The organism is Mesorhizobium sp., assembly GCF_004962925.1.
Taxonomy (GTDB): domain Bacteria; phylum Pseudomonadota; class Alphaproteobacteria; order Rhizobiales; family Rhizobiaceae; genus Mesorhizobium.
Map to the genome: position 1 here is coordinate 1 of NZ_SUEO01000164.1, position 14,500 is coordinate 14,500.

The following is a 14,500-nucleotide window of genomic DNA, read 5'->3' on the forward strand; positions in this document are numbered from 1 at the left end:
CGAGTCCCATGACGAGAAAGCTCATGGCGATGCGGTGGTCGAGATGGGTCTGGACGACAGTGTTGTGCCCATTGGGGTATTGGCCGAGCCCTTTGCCGCCGGGTTTTCCACGCACCGCCAGCGTCGCCTCGCCTTCGGTACAGTCGACGCCGTTGAGCTTCAGCCCTTCGGCCACCGCCGACAGCCGATCGGACTCCTTCACCCGCAGCTCCTCCAAGCCCTGCATCAGCGTCTCGCCCTCGGCGAAACTGGCCGCGACAGCCAGCACCGGATATTCGTCGATCATCGTCGGCGCCCGCTCGGGCGGCACGGTGACGCCCTTCATCTCGGAATAGCGCACGCGCAGATCAGCGACATCTTCGCCGCCTTCATTGCGCGGGTCGATTATGTCGATCCGGGCGCCCATTTCCTGCAGCGTCAGAAGCAGCCCAGTGCGGGTCGGGTTCATCAGCACGTTTTCGATTGTAATGTCCGAGCCCGGCACGATCAGCGCCGCCACCAGCGGGAAGCCGGCCGAGGACGGGTCGCCCGGCACAGCGATCGTCTGTCCCGTGAGCTTGCCCTGGCCTTCGATGAAGATGTGGCGCACGCCGCGCTCATCGGTCTCGACCGATAGATTGGCGCCGAAACCCTTCAGCATCTTCTCGGTGTGGTCGCGCGTCATCACCGGCTCGATGACGGTGGTGACGCCGGGCGTGTTCAGCCCGGCAAGCAGCACCGCCGACTTCACCTGCGCCGAGGCCATCGGCACGCGATAGGTGATGGGCGCTGCATGCTTGGGGCCGTGCAGCGTGATCGGCATGCGGTCGCCGGGCGTCGCCTTCAGCACCTGCACGCCCATCTGGCGCAGCGGCTCGAGCACGCGGCCCATCGGCCGGCCGGACAGCGAAGCGTCGCCGATGAAGGTCGTTTCCATGTCATAGGTGCCGACCAGGCCCATGGTGAGGCGCGAGCCGGTGCCGGCATTGCCGAAATCGAGCGGAGCCTCCGGCTGCAGCAGTGCGCCGTTGCCGGTGCCGCGGATCACCCACTCGGTGCCGTGCTTCTCGATATGCGCGCCCATTGCCGTCATCGCCGCGCCCGTGCGCATCACGTCTTCGCCTTCCAGCAGGCCGGTGATGCGGGTCTCGCCGGAGGCGAGGCCGCCGAACATGAACGAGCGGTGCGAGATCGATTTGTCGCCGGGTACCCGCGCCGTGCCTGAAAGCGCTGACGATTTGCGAGCGGTGGCCGATTTCGGGGCGGCAGTGTGCGACATGGGGTTTTCCCTGGGATCAAACGCCGGCAGCCGGCCTTTTCTTTTGGTTTGGGCGGTCTCGTATCACGGCGGACCGAAATGGTCATCCCCTCGCAAGAGCTCTCTCAACACGCGGATTTATGACGTTGGCTTTAGGCTTTGACAGCGCCGTAAACTGTGGTTATGGGGACCAAACTTTCATCGACGAGGCTTGCTGTGGCAAAACCCGAACTTGGCACCAAACGCATCGACCCCGAAACGGGTCAAAAATTCTACGACCTGAACAAGGATCCGGTCGTCTCGCCCTATACCGGCAAGAGCTATCCACGTTCCTATTTCGAGGAAGGCAAGGTCGCTCCCCTCGAGGAGGAAGAGGAAGTTGCCGAGAAGGAAGTGGACGCCGAGGAGGAAGAGGGCGTCGAGGTCGTCTCGCTCGAAGAGGCGGATGAGGATGCGAAAGCCGACGATCTTCCCGATCTCGGCGATGACGAGGACGATGTGGATATCGGCGACGACGACGACGACACTTTCCTCGCCGATGAAGAAGAAGAAGACGACGATGTCGCCGACATGATCGGCGTCGGCGACGACGACGACGAAGTCTGATCCGGCCTCTGACGCGAGCGCCTTCCGACTTTCGCGGCGTCTTAAGAAAAAGCCGCTCTTGAAGGCTTGATATTGACGGAAGGCGGGGTTAGAAGCCGCCTGCACTAACGGCGCGGTCTCAGCCCGCGCCGGATCTCTTCGCCGGCAACGGCGCCGGTAGACTGCCGGAAGTGGGGCCATAGCTCAGTTGGGAGAGCGCTTGAATGGCATTCAAGAGGTCGTCGGTTCGATTCCGATTGGCTCCACCAGTTTTCTCCTACGGAAATCAGTCTCTTTGGGCCTGCCTATCACTGGCAGGCCTCACAAAACCGGTCGGTCCCCCTGTTCGCTGAATTTCTGCTAGTCGACACCTTGCGGTGACATCCGCCGCAGGATTCCTAGCGGTCGCCTGAAGCGAAAACCCCGGCAACCCACCGGGGTTTTCAGCACACTATTTGCTAATAATACCAATCCCAGACCCAAACACGCCTGCGACGGCACCGGACGCGCCGATAGCCATTTCGCCAGTAACGACGGCAGGCCCTTCTCCAAGCGCGCCGCCTGCGCCGCCGCCTGCGGTGCCACCGCCGATGGCGGACCGGCTCTGCTTCAGTATCTTCGTCCTCGAAGGTCTCTATGTCCGGCGCGTCGAGTTCATCGAGAATGCCGCTTCTGGCGTCCGGTACACCGGCTACTGCGTTGATGGGCCGAACTGCGCTCACAAGGGCTGCTGCCCCAGCAAGGCCAAACATTCCTGTCAAAAATGATCGCCGATCCATGGAAACCTCCAATCTTCTAGCCAGCGAGACAAGGTTCGCAATTGGAAGATAGCGCAGCGGATACAAAAACAAAGTCAGACCGTGTGAACGGTATTTAAAGAAGCTTAACGGGTCGGCCTCCCGAACATATGGTGGTCCCTCTGAATTTGAAGAGATGACTGCGTCGATTGTTGCTGTGCCGCATTGCACAATCACGCGGCGTGCGCAAAATACGGCATGATCCGGAAATCCCTCACCGTCCTGGTGATCGACGAAAACCATATCCGCGCCTCCATTATCGAGGCGGGATTGCGGGAAGCCGGGCATGAGCAGGTCACGGTCGTTCACGATGTTGCGGGAATAGCGCGGCGCATCGCCGAGATCGAACCGGATGTAATCGTCATCGATCTAGAAAATCCGAACCGGGACATGCTTGAAAACATGTTCCAGCTTTCGCGCGTGGTGAAGCGGCCGATCGCCATGTTCGTCGACCGGTCGGATCAGGCTTCGATCGAGGCTGCGGTGGAAGCGGGGGTCTCCGCCTATGTCGTCGACGGGCTGCGCCAGGAGCGCGTCAAGCCGATCCTCGACATGGCGATCAGCCGCTTCAACGCCTTCTCGCGGATGGCGCGCGAACTGGAAGAAGCCCGCAGTGAATTGGAGGACCGCAAGGTCATCGACCGCGCCAAGGGCATCCTGATGAGGTCGCGCGGCCTGTCGGAGGACGCAGCCTATGCGCTTCTGCGTAAGACCGCGATGAACCAGAACCGCAAAATCAGCGAAATCGCGCAGAGTCTGGTGACGGCCGCAGGCCTTCTGGATCCCGGAGAGAGTTGAGCATGGCGGCCGAATACCAGATCAATGCCGGTTTCATACCGCTCTTCGACAGCGCGGTTCTTATCGCAGCGAGGGAGATCGGCTTTGCCGCGCGCGAAGGCGTCGACCTGACGCTCAGTCGCGAGACATCCTGGGCCAACATCCGCGACCGCATCGCAATCGGGCATTTCGATCTGGCGCATATGCTGGGACCGATGCCGATCGCCTGCAATCTGGGGCTCACCCCACTCGCCTCCGACACGATCGTGCCGTTCTCGCTGGGACTGGGCGGCAACTGCGTAACGGTTTCGAACACGCTTTGGGCGGGCATGGCCGCGCACGGTGCGTTGCCCGACCTCGATCCGGCGCGAGCCGGCAAAGCCTTGGGAGCGCTGATCCGTGAACGGGCAAATGCCGGTCGCGACCCGCTGCGCTTTGCGGTCGTGCATCCGCACTCGGGACACAATTACGAACTGCGCTACTGGCTCGCGGCCTGCGGCATCGATCCGTCGCGCGAAATAGAAATCGTCATCGTGCCACCGCCCTTCATGGCCGACGCGCTCGCCGCCGGCAGGATCGACGGCTACTGCGTCGGCGAACCCTGGAACAGCGCCTCGGTCGTCGCCGGCACCGGCCATATCGCCACGGTCAAGGCCACCATCTGGAAGACCAGCCCCGAGAAAGTCGTCGGCGTGCGCAAGGCCTGGGCCGAAAAACACCCGGAAGCCCTTTCGGCCCTGCTGCGCGCGCTTCATCACGCCGCGCGCTGGTGCCAGGATCCGGTAAACCGCGGCGAACTGGCCGCATTGATGGCGCAGCCTTCCGTTCTCGGCCTTTCGCCGGCGCTGCAGATGCCGATCCTGACCGGGCATCTTGCGCTGGGTGGCGGCGCGGAACGAACGGTCGAGGATTTCTTCCTGCCCTTCGACAAGGCCGCCAACTTTCCGTGGAAGAGCCATGCGCTGTGGTTCTACACACAGATGGTGCGCTGGCGGCATGTTGCGCACACGCCGGAAAACCTCGCTATTGCCCGCGACTGCTACCGCCCCGATCTTTACCGGTCGGCGCTGAAGCCGCTCGGCGTCGCACTTCCCGGCGCCAATTCTAAGGTCGAGGGCGCGCTGGCGTCTGCCACACCTGTCGGCTCCGCCGGCGCCAGTTTGGTGCTCGGCCCCGATGGTTTCTTCGATGGCCAGATATTCGATCCCGACGAGATCGACGCCTACATTGCCAGGCAGAAATTGGCGCGCGCCGAAGCCTGATCATTTTCGCGCCATTCTTGTGCATTGCACAAAAATTATGCGTGCAACTGCGCTAATGAACAATCTTTGGCTTGCTCGCCCAGCGGGCCAGCGCGCCCACGATTGTGGCATGCCGTTGATCTCATTCATGTTTGTCGTCCATTCCGAAACTGGCACGGTTCCTGCTTTGCAATAAGCAGACTCTTCTCGGGTCACGGAACAGGCGTCCAATGGCGGGCGCTACAGGCAAAGCTGCCGCTCAGGTCAACACGCGATCCCCGACGGACGCGCGCGGCCTGGCCGGCGGCTTTTTTTGTTTTGACCGAACACGCAATCGACGGCGCTGATCCCAAGCAGTGCCCAACGGGAGACGACGATGACGAAACGCATCAAGACTGAAGCCCCTCTCGAGGGCATGACCCGCCGCAATTTTCTGATGGCAAGTGCTGCCACCGCGGCAACCCTGGCGGCCGCGCGTGCGCTGCTGCCCTCTGGCGCCTATGCGGCTACTGCCGCCCCGGAAGTCACCGGCGCCAAGCTCGGCTTCATCGCGCTGACCGATGCGGCGCCTCTGATGATCGCCAAGGAGAAGGGCCTGTTCGAAAAATTCGGCATGCCCGATGTCGAGGTACTCAAGCAGGCCTCCTGGGGCGCGACGCGCGACAATTTGATGCTTGGCGGCGAAGCCAACGGCATCGACGGCGCCCATATCCTGACGCCGATGCCTTACCTGATGCATACCGGCAAGGTGACGCAGAACAACCAGCCGATGCCGATGGCGATCGTGGCGCGGCTTAACTACGACTGCCAGGCGATTTCCGTCGCGCAGGAATATGCCGGCACCGGCGTCGGCCTCGATGCCTCCAAGCTGAAGGACGCCTTCGCGGCCAAGAAGGCCGAAGGCAAGGAGGTGAAGGCCGCCATGACCTTCCCGGGCGGCACCCATGATCTCTGGTTGCGCTACTGGCTGGCCGCCGGCGGCATCGATCCCGACAAGGACGTGTCGACTATCGTTGTGCCGCCGCCGCAGATGGTCGCCAACATGAAGGTCGGCAACATGGACGTGTTCTGCGTCGGCGAGCCATGGAACGAGCAGCTCGTCCACCAGGGCGTCGGCTTCACCGCGGCCACAACCGGCGAACTCTGGAAGGGCCATCCGGAAAAGGCGCTCGGCTTGCGCGCCGCCTTCATCGACAAGAACCCGAACGCCACCAAGGCGATCCTGATGGCCGTCATGGAAGCCCAGCAATGGTGCGAAGCCATGGAAAACAAGGATGAGATGGCCGCGATCATCGGCAAGAGGCAATGGATGAACGTGCCGACCGCCGACATCATCGGCCGCCTCAAGGGCGACATCAACTATGGCAATGACCGCGTTGCCACCGGCACCAACCTCTACATGAAGTTCTGGAAGGGCGGCGTGTCCTATCCGTTCAAGAGCCACGACGGCTGGTTCCTCGCCGAGAACATCCGCTGGGGCAAATTCGCGCCGACCACCGACATCAAGGCGCTGGTCGATCAGGTCAACCGCGAGGATCTGTGGCGCGAGGCGGCCAAGGACCTCGGCGTCGCGGCGGCCGATATCCCGGCGTCTTCGTCGCGCGGTGTGGAGACCTTCTTCGACGGCAAGATCTTCGATCCGGCCAACCCGTCCGCCTATCTCGACAGCCTCAAGATCAAGGCATCGGCCTGACGTCAACGGCAAGCGGCGCCGTTGGCGCCGCCTGTCACTCCACGTGCTCAAGGAGCTTTTTGCGAAATGTCTATCCAAGCCATCGAGGACAGCAAGGTGAAGGCGTTCCCCAAGCCTGCCAAGCCCGCAGAGGTCATAGCTTTCACCGCCAAGGTGAGGCGCCGCTTCGATCCCGCCGCGATCGCCGGCAAACTGGCGAGTACGCTGGTGCCGCCGGCAGTCGTTATCGCCGTCATGCTGGTCATCTGGCAGATCGCCTGTTCGTCGCCCAATGCCAGCTTGCCGCCACCGAGCCAGGTATGGAACGAGGCCTACGATCTGATCGCCCATCCGTTCTTCGACTATGGTCCGCAGGACATCGGACTGGCCTGGCGGGTGCTGATCTCGCTGCAGCGCGTCGCCATCGGCTTCGGCCTGGCTGCAATCGTCGGCGTCGCGCTCGGCGCTCTGGTCGGCCAGTCGATCTGGGCGATGCGCGGCCTCGACCCGGTGTTCCAGATTCTGCGCACCGTGCCGCCGCTCGCCTGGCTGCCGCTGTCACTGGCCGCCTTCCGCGATTCCAGCCCGTCGGCGATCTTCGTCATCTTCATCACCTCGATCTGGCCGGTGATCATCAACACCGCCGTCGGCGTCCGCAACATTCCAGAGGATTACCGCAACGTCTCCCGCATCCTCAGGCTCAACCAGCTCGAATTCTTCGTGAAGATCATGGTGCCGGCCGCGGCACCTTACATCTTCACCGGCCTGCGCATCGGCATAGGCCTGTCCTGGCTTGCCATCGTCGCGGCCGAAATGCTGACAGGCGGCGTCGGTATCGGCTTCTTCATCTGGGATGCCTGGAATTCGTCGCGGCTGCCCGACATCATCGTCGCGCTCGCCTATATCGGCGTCACCGGTTTTTGCCTCGACCGCCTGGTCGCGGCGGTCGGCGCCTTTGTCACCCGCGGCACAACGGCAAAGTGAGGAGAGGGCGATGACGGCCTACCTGAAACTCGACCATATCGACAAATCCTTCGCCCGCGGCGGCCAGGTCAGCGAGGTGCTGAAGGACATCCGGCTGACCATAGACAAGGGCGAATTCGTCTCGATCATCGGCCATTCCGGCTGCGGCAAGTCGACCTTGCTCAACCTGATCGCCGGGCTGACGAGAGTGTCCGCCGGCGCGGTCCTGCTCGAAGACAAGGAGGTCGACAGCCCCGGTCCCGAGCGCGCCGTGGTGTTCCAGAACCACAGCCTGCTGCCGTGGCTCACCGTCTACGAAAACATCAACCTGGCGGTGTTGAAAGTGTTCGGCAGCACCAGGAGCCGGGCCGAGCGGCATGACTGGATCATGCGCAATCTCGATCTCGTGCAGATGGCGCATGCCAGGGACAAGCGTCCGGCCGAGATTTCGGGCGGCATGAAGCAGCGCGTCGGCATCGCCCGCGCGCTGGCCATGGAGCCGAAGATCCTGCTGCTCGATGAGCCGTTCGGCGCGCTCGACGCGCTGACACGCGCCCATCTGCAGGACGCAGTGATGGATATCCATTCGAGGCTTGGCTCGACGACGATCATGATCACCCACGACGTCGACGAGGCGGTGCTGTTATCCGATCGCATTGTGATGATGACCAACGGCCCGGCGGCAACCATCGGTGAGGTGCTTGCCGTGCCGCTGGCCCGGCCGCGCCGGCGCATCGAGCTTTCTTCCGACCGGACTTTCCTGCGCTGCCGCGAGGCGGTGCTGAAGTTCCTCTACGAACGCCACCGCTTCGTCGAAGCCGCGGAGTAAGGTCATGACCGAAAAACGCGTCATCATCGACTATTGGCAATCTGCATCGGCAATGGGCAATCTACCGCATTGCACAAATATTATGCTGCTGCGCAAGGCATTCTGACTAATCTTTGATCCGCTGCCGGGCTTGGTCAAAAATCGCTTGGCTGCGGTTCACATTGATTTCATTCGATAATCTAGAGCGCTGTCGAATTGGCACGCTTCCTGCTTTTTAGAATGTAGGTCCGCAAGGGCCAAGTGACACGGCGTCCAATGGCGGGCGCCACAGGCAAAGCTGCCGCTCAGGTCAATACGCGATCCCGGATGGACGGACGCGCGACCTGGCCGGCGGCTTTTTTGTTTTTACGCGATCGACGGCGCTGGTTCCAAGCGGCGCCCAACCGGAGACGACGATGACGAAACGGATCGGAACTGGCGCGTCCCTCGCGGACTTCACGCGCCGCGATTTTCTGGCCAGCAGCGCGCTGACGGCGGCGCTGTTCACCGCCGCGCTCCTGCTGTTTCCCGTCGGCGCCAAGACGGAAAGCAAAGACCTGACCGTGACGAGCCCGGTCTCGTTGCACGCGCCGATGCCGCGCCGCTGATCATTCACCCACAAATATCCGCGGTGCCTCCCACGCCGCAAACCGGAGCCAGACATTGACCGCAAATCTCCCAGCCGCGCCCAGCCAGGACAGTGCTTCCCAACAGGCGCTTGTGATGTCCACCATCGCCTTCACCGTCTGCTTCGCGGTGTGGACGATATTTTCAATCATCGGCGTACGCATAAAGCAGGACCTTGGGCTGAACGAGACGGAGTTCGGCCTGCTGGTCGGCACGCCGATCCTCACCGGTTCGCTCGTGCGCATGGTGCTCGGTGTCTGGACCGATCGTTTTGGCGGACGGCTGGTATACACCGCGACCATGCTTGCGGCGGCGGTCGCGACCTTCCTGCTCGCTTTTGCGCACACCTACGGACAGATGCTGGTCGCCGCGTTAGGCGTTGGGCTCGCCGGTGGTTCCTTCGCCGTCGGTGTCGCCTATGTCTCGCGCTTCTTCCCGGCCGGCAAGCAGGGCACGGCGCTTGGCATTTTCGGTGTCGGCAATGTCGGCGCCGCGGTCACCAAGTTCCTGGCACCGTTCGTGCTTCTCTCCTGGGGCTGGCAATCGGTCGCGCTGATCTGGGCGGCAGCACTCATCGTCATGGCCGCCGTCTTCTGGTTCACGACCAGCGACGATCCGGTCATCCGCGAGCGCCGCGCCGGCAAGGCAGCGCCCGCGAGAAGCTTCTTGCAGGAATTCGCGCCGCTCAAGAACCTGCAGGTCTGGCGCTTCGCCTTCTATTATTTCTTCGCCTTCGGTGCATTCGTGGCGCTGTCGCTGTGGCTGCCCCGCTACCTGATCGGCGTTTATGGCTTCGGGCTTGCGACCGCCGGCATGATCGGCGCGGCCTATTCAATTCCGGCAAGTATTTTCCGCGCCTATGGCGGCGTGCTCTCCGACCGGATCGGCGCCCGCACCGTGCTCTACTGGACCTTCGCTGTCAGTGCCGTCGCGACTCTCGTTCTGTCTCTCCCCTCGGCAGACTACGTCGTGCGCGGCATCAGCGGGCCGATCGCCTTCCATTTCGAGATCGGCCCGCTCGCCTTCATAGCCGTTGCCTGCGTGCTCGGCTTCTTCATGAGCCTTGGCAAGGCCGCCGTCTACAAGCACATCCCGACTTACTACCCGCAGAGTGTCGGCGCGGTCGGCGGCGTTGTCGGCATGATTGGCGGGCTCGGCGGCTTTATCCTGCCAATCGCCTTCGGCGCACTCAACGACCTCACCGGCGTCTGGTCGAGCTGCTTCATGCTGCTCTTCGTCATCGTCGCCGCCTGCCTTGCCTGGATGCATTTTTCCATCCGGCGGATGGAGCGCACGGCGTCTGCCGAAGCTTCAGGCCTTTCCTACGCGGCTGAGTGACCGGAGTGGATCAGGACATGACCGAAAAACTCGTCATCATCGGCAACGGCATGGCCCCCGGGCGCATGCTGGAGCATCTCCTGAAAAAGGCGCCTGGGCGCTACCAGGTCACCATCTTCAACGCCGAGCCGCGCGTGAACTACGACCGCATCATGCTGTCGCCGGTTCTGTCGGGCGAAAAGGCCTATGAGGAAATCATCATCCATGGCGACGGCTGGTACATCAAGCACGGCATCACCCTCTACAAGGGCCACAAGATCGTCGCCATCGACCGGCAGGCAAAGACCGTCACCTCCGATCATGGCGTGACCGAGCCCTATGACAAGCTGGTCATCGCCACCGGCTCGGTGCCGTTCATCATCCCGGTGCCGGGCCACAACCTGCCGGGCGTGCTCACCTATCGCGATCTGGACGACGTCCGGGCCATGATGCTTGCCGCCCAGTCGCGGGCCAAGGCTGTGGTCATTGGCGGCGGCCTGCTCGGGCTGGAGGCTGCGGCCGGCCTCAACGCGCAAGGCATGGACGTCACCGTGCTGCACGTCATGCCGACGCTGATGGAACGCCAGCTCGATCCCGCCGCCGGCTATCTCCTGCAGCGCGCGGTTGAAGAACGCGGCATCAAGGTCATCACCAAGGCCAACACCCAGGCGATCACGGGCAACGGCAAGGTCGAGCAGGTGGAACTTGCCGACGGAACCATCATTCCGGCGACGCTCGTGGTCATGGCGGTCGGCATCCGGCCGAACGCCGCAGTCGCCAAGGAAGCCGGCATTGCCGTCAATCGCGGCATCGTCGTCGATGCCGGCATGCGCAGCAACGATCCCGACATTTATGCGCTCGGTGAGTGCGCCGAGGTCAGTGGCCAGGTCTATGGCCTGGTCGCGCCGCTCTATGAGATGGCGCGCGTAACTGCCAGCCAACTCGCCGGCGACGAGGCTGCTGCCTTCGTCCATTCGGACACGCCGACCAAGCTCAAGGTCACCGGCATCGAGCTGTTCTCGCTCGGCGATTTCGCCGAGGGCGACGACCGCCAGGAAATCGTGCTGCGCGATGCTTCGGCCGGTGTCTACAAGCGGCTGGTGCTTAAGGATGACCGCATCATCGGCACCGTGCTCTATGGCGAGACGGCCGACGGCGCCTGGTTCAACGACCTCAAGAAGAAGCAGACCGACATATCGGAAATGCGCGACACGCTTATCTTCGGCCAGTCATACCAGGGAGGCGCCTCCCTGGACCCTATGGCGGCCGTTGCAGCCTTGCCGGATGATGCGGAAATCTGCGGCTGCAACGGCGTTTGCAAGGGGAAGATCACCGGCGCGATCACGGCCAAGGGCCTGACCTCGCTTGACGACGTGCGCGCCCAAACCAAGGCGTCCGCTTCCTGCGGCTCGTGCACCGGGCTGGTCGAAAAGTTGATGGTGCTGACCATCGGCGACAAATACAATCCGGCGGCCGTGCAACCGATGTGCGGCTGCACCACGCTCGGCCACGACGAAGTCCGCCGGCTGATCAAGGCTAAGGGCCTGAAGACCATTCCCGCCGTCATGCAGGAACTGGAATGGACGACTTCCTGCGGCTGCGCCAAATGCCGGCCGGCGCTCAACTATTATCTCGTCTGCGACTGGCCGGACGAATATGCCGACGACTACCAGTCGCGCTTCATCAACGAGCGCGTCCACGCCAATATCCAGAAGGACGGCACCTATTCGGTGGTGCCGCGCATGTGGGGCGGCGTAACCAATGCCGCCGAACTGCGCGCCATCGCCGACGTGGTCGACAAGTTTGAGATTCCGATGGTCAAGGTCACCGGCGGACAGCGCATCGACATGCTCGGCATTCGCAAGGAGGACCTGCCGGCGGTGTGGGCCGATCTCGGCCAGGCCGGCTTCGTCTCCGGTCACGCCTATGCCAAGGGCCTGCGCACGGTAAAGACCTGCGTCGGTTCGGACTGGTGCCGCTTCGGCACGCAGGATTCGACGGGGTTCGGTGTCCGCATCGAGAAATTCATGTGGGGTTCGTGGACACCCGCCAAGGTCAAGATGGCGGTGTCGGGCTGTCCTAGGAACTGCGCGGAAGCAACCTGCAAGGATGTCGGCGTGATCTGCGTCGATTCTGGCTACGAGATCCATTTCGCCGGGGCCGCCGGCCTCGACATCAAGGGCACCGAGGTGCTCGGCCTGGTCAAGACCGAGGACGAGGCGCTGGAGCATATCGTGGCGCTGACGCAGATGTATCGCGAGCAGGGCCGCTATCTCGAGCGCATCTACAAATGGGCCAAGCGCATCGGCATCGCCGAGATCAAGCGCCAGATCATGGACGATGGCGAGAAGCGCAGGGCCTATTTCGACCGCTTCGTCTTTTCGCAGAAATTCGCCCAGGTCGACCCGTGGTCGGAACGCGTTTCCGGCAAGGACAAGCACGAGTTCCGGCCGATGGCTTCGGTCGGCTTTGCCCAGGCTGCGGAGTGATCATGATGAACTGGGTATCAATCGGCTCGATATCAGACATTCCGCGCCGCGGCGCGCGCTGCGTCGCCACGCCTCAAGGCAAGATCGCGGTCTTCCGCACGGCGGAGGACCAGGTCTTCGCCATCGAGGACCATTGCCCGCACAAGGGCGGGCCGCTCAGCCAGGGCATCGTGCATGGTGCAGCCGTGACCTGCCCTTTGCACAATTGGGTCATCTCACTGGAAACCGGCAAGGCGCTTGGCGCCGACGAAGGTGCGGTGCGCACCATTCCGGTGCGGATCGAGGGCGAGCGTCTGTTCATTGCGCTCGAAGCGCTGGCCAGCCGCGCGGCCTGAGCATGAAGATCGGCGAAGCGCGCGAGGTGAGGACCACCTGCCCCTATTGCGGGGTGGGCTGCGGCGTGCTGGCGAAGGTCGCCGCGGACGGTGAGGTAACCGTTCGCGGCGATCCTGACCATCCGGCGAATTTCGGCCGGCTCTGTTCCAAGGGCTCGGCGCTGGCCGAGACGGTCGATCTCGACGGCAGGCTGCTCTACCCGGAGATTCGCGGTCGCCGCACCGACTGGGACGAAGCGCTCGACCTCGTCGCGTCGACCTTCTCGCAGACCATTGCCGAGCACGGCCCCGACGCGGTCGCCCTCTACGTTTCCGGCCAGTTGCTGACCGAGGACTATTATGTCGCCAACAAGCTGATGAAAGGCTTCATCGGCTCGGCCAATATCGACACCAATTCGCGCCTGTGCATGGCCTCATCGGTTGCCGGCCACCGCCGTGCCTTCGGCTCCGACACGGTACCGGGCAGCTACGAGGATCTGGAACTGGCCGACCTGATCGTGCTGGTCGGCTCCAATCTCGCCTGGTGCCATCCGGTGCTCTACCAGCGCATTGCCGCCGCCCGGGAAAAGCGGCCCGAGATGAAGGTGGTGCTGATCGACCCGCGCCGCACCATGACATCGGACATCGCCGACATGCATCTGGCGATCGCGCCGGATGGTGACGTTGCCTTGTTCACAGGGCTGCTCGCCTATCTCGGCCAGCATAACGCGCTGGACCGCACCTATATCACGGCGCACACGACCGGCTTCGGGCAAGCCCTTTTCGCCGCCTCGGCGCTCGACCTTGCCGGTATTGCCGCTGCCACGGGCCTGAACGAGGACGAGCTGGCCCGCTTCTACAACCTGTTTGCCGCGACGGCGAACACGGTGACCGTCTACAGCCAGGGGGTGAACCAGTCGTCCTCGGGTACCGACAAGGTCAACGCCATCATCAACTGTCATCTCGCCACCGGCCGCATCGGCAAGCCCGGCGCCGGGCCATTTTCGGTGACCGGCCAGCCCAACGCCATGGGCGGCCGCGAGGTTGGCGGCCTGGCCAACATGCTGGCCGCGCATATGGAGATCGAAAACCCAGAACATCGCGACCGCGTGCAGCGCTTCTGGAACGCGCCTGATATCGCCGAAAAACCCGGCCTGAAGGCGGTCGAGATGTTCCAAGCGGTAGCCGACGGGCGCATCAAGGCGCTGTGGATCATGGCGACCAACCCGGTCGATTCGATGCCGGATGCCGATGCCGTCGAGGCGGCCATCAAGGCCTGCCCGTTTGTCGTGGTATCGGAAGTGTTGGCCAAGACCGACACGGTTCGCCACGCCCATGTTCGGCTGCCCGCTGCCGCCTGGGGCGAGAAGGACGGCACCGTCACCAATTCGGAGCGGCGCATTTCGCGCCAGCGCGCCTTTTTGGCCACGCCCGGCGAGGCAAGAGCCGACTGGTGGATCATCGCCGAAGTGGCCAAGCGCATGGGTTTTGGCGAAGCATTTTCGCATGCGTCGCCGTCAAAGTTATTTGCTGAACACGCAGCGCTGTCGGCATTCGAGAATGACGGCGCCCGCGATTTCGACATAGGTGCGTACGAAGGGATCGACGGGGAAGCCTACGAGGAATTGGCGCCGTTCCAATGGCCAGCGCCGACCTTACCCTCCCTTTTAAGG

Annotated in this window: 12 protein-coding genes and 1 tRNA gene; 12 read left to right on the forward strand and 1 reads right to left on the reverse strand. The window is 63.1% G+C overall.

Going from position 1 to position 14,500, the window contains the following annotated elements:
• Positions 1-1,258 (reverse strand): 3-phosphoshikimate 1-carboxyvinyltransferase (gene aroA, locus E5W87_RS25860; RefSeq protein ID WP_292404105.1); only part of this gene is annotated, 1,258 nt, incomplete at its 3' end.
• 195 nt (positions 1,259-1,453) lie between these two features.
• Between aroA and E5W87_RS25865 the strand changes: the two genes are divergently transcribed.
• The 12 genes from E5W87_RS25865 to E5W87_RS25920 form a co-directional block, all read left to right on the forward strand.
• On the forward strand, positions 1,454-1,843 hold the full coding sequence (locus E5W87_RS25865) for a TIGR02300 family protein (RefSeq protein WP_292404106.1): 390 nt from the start codon (positions 1,454-1,456) through the stop codon (positions 1,841-1,843).
• Positions 1,844-2,015: 172 nt separating this feature from the next.
• Positions 2,016-2,091, forward strand: a tRNA-Ala gene (locus E5W87_RS25870).
• A gap of 726 nt (positions 2,092-2,817) precedes the next feature.
• Positions 2,818-3,417 carry an ANTAR domain-containing response regulator gene (locus E5W87_RS25875; protein ID WP_095484340.1) on the forward strand — a complete coding sequence of 200 codons (600 nt, stop codon included), beginning with the start codon at positions 2,818-2,820 and terminating at the stop codon, positions 3,415-3,417.
• 2 nt (positions 3,418-3,419) lie between these two features.
• On the forward strand, positions 3,420-4,658 hold the full coding sequence (locus E5W87_RS25880) for a CmpA/NrtA family ABC transporter substrate-binding protein (protein WP_292404107.1): 1,239 nt from the start codon (positions 3,420-3,422) through the stop codon (positions 4,656-4,658).
• Between the two features lie 355 nt (positions 4,659-5,013).
• Entirely contained in the window at positions 5,014-6,330 is a 1,317-nt protein-coding gene (locus E5W87_RS25885; protein WP_292404108.1) for a CmpA/NrtA family ABC transporter substrate-binding protein, read from the forward strand.
• Between the two features lie 66 nt (positions 6,331-6,396).
• Entirely contained in the window at positions 6,397-7,293 is an 897-nt protein-coding gene (gene ntrB / locus E5W87_RS25890; protein WP_292404110.1) for a nitrate ABC transporter permease, read from the forward strand.
• Between the two features lie 10 nt (positions 7,294-7,303).
• Positions 7,304-8,101 (forward strand): ABC transporter ATP-binding protein, encoded by a 798-nt coding sequence (locus tag E5W87_RS25895; RefSeq protein ID WP_292404112.1) that lies wholly within the window; start codon positions 7,304-7,306, stop codon positions 8,099-8,101.
• 395 nt (positions 8,102-8,496) lie between these two features.
• Positions 8,497-8,688, forward strand: a complete 192-nt coding sequence (locus tag E5W87_RS25900) for a hypothetical protein (protein ID WP_292404115.1) — start codon at positions 8,497-8,499, stop codon at positions 8,686-8,688.
• 115 nt (positions 8,689-8,803) lie between these two features.
• Positions 8,804-10,045 carry a nitrate/nitrite transporter gene (locus E5W87_RS25905; RefSeq protein ID WP_292404121.1) on the forward strand — a complete coding sequence of 414 codons (1,242 nt, stop codon included), beginning with the start codon at positions 8,804-8,806 and terminating at the stop codon, positions 10,043-10,045.
• 17 nt (positions 10,046-10,062) lie between these two features.
• On the forward strand, positions 10,063-12,513 hold the full coding sequence (gene nirB / locus E5W87_RS25910; RefSeq protein WP_292404117.1) for a nitrite reductase large subunit NirB: 2,451 nt from the start codon (positions 10,063-10,065) through the stop codon (positions 12,511-12,513).
• A gap of 5 nt (positions 12,514-12,518) precedes the next feature.
• Positions 12,519-12,848 (forward strand): nitrite reductase small subunit NirD, encoded by a 330-nt coding sequence (nirD, locus tag E5W87_RS25915; protein WP_192365460.1) that lies wholly within the window; start codon positions 12,519-12,521, stop codon positions 12,846-12,848.
• A gap of 2 nt (positions 12,849-12,850) precedes the next feature.
• On the forward strand, positions 12,851-14,500 hold a 1,650-nt coding region (locus E5W87_RS25920), incomplete at its 3' end, for a molybdopterin-dependent oxidoreductase (RefSeq protein WP_292404119.1).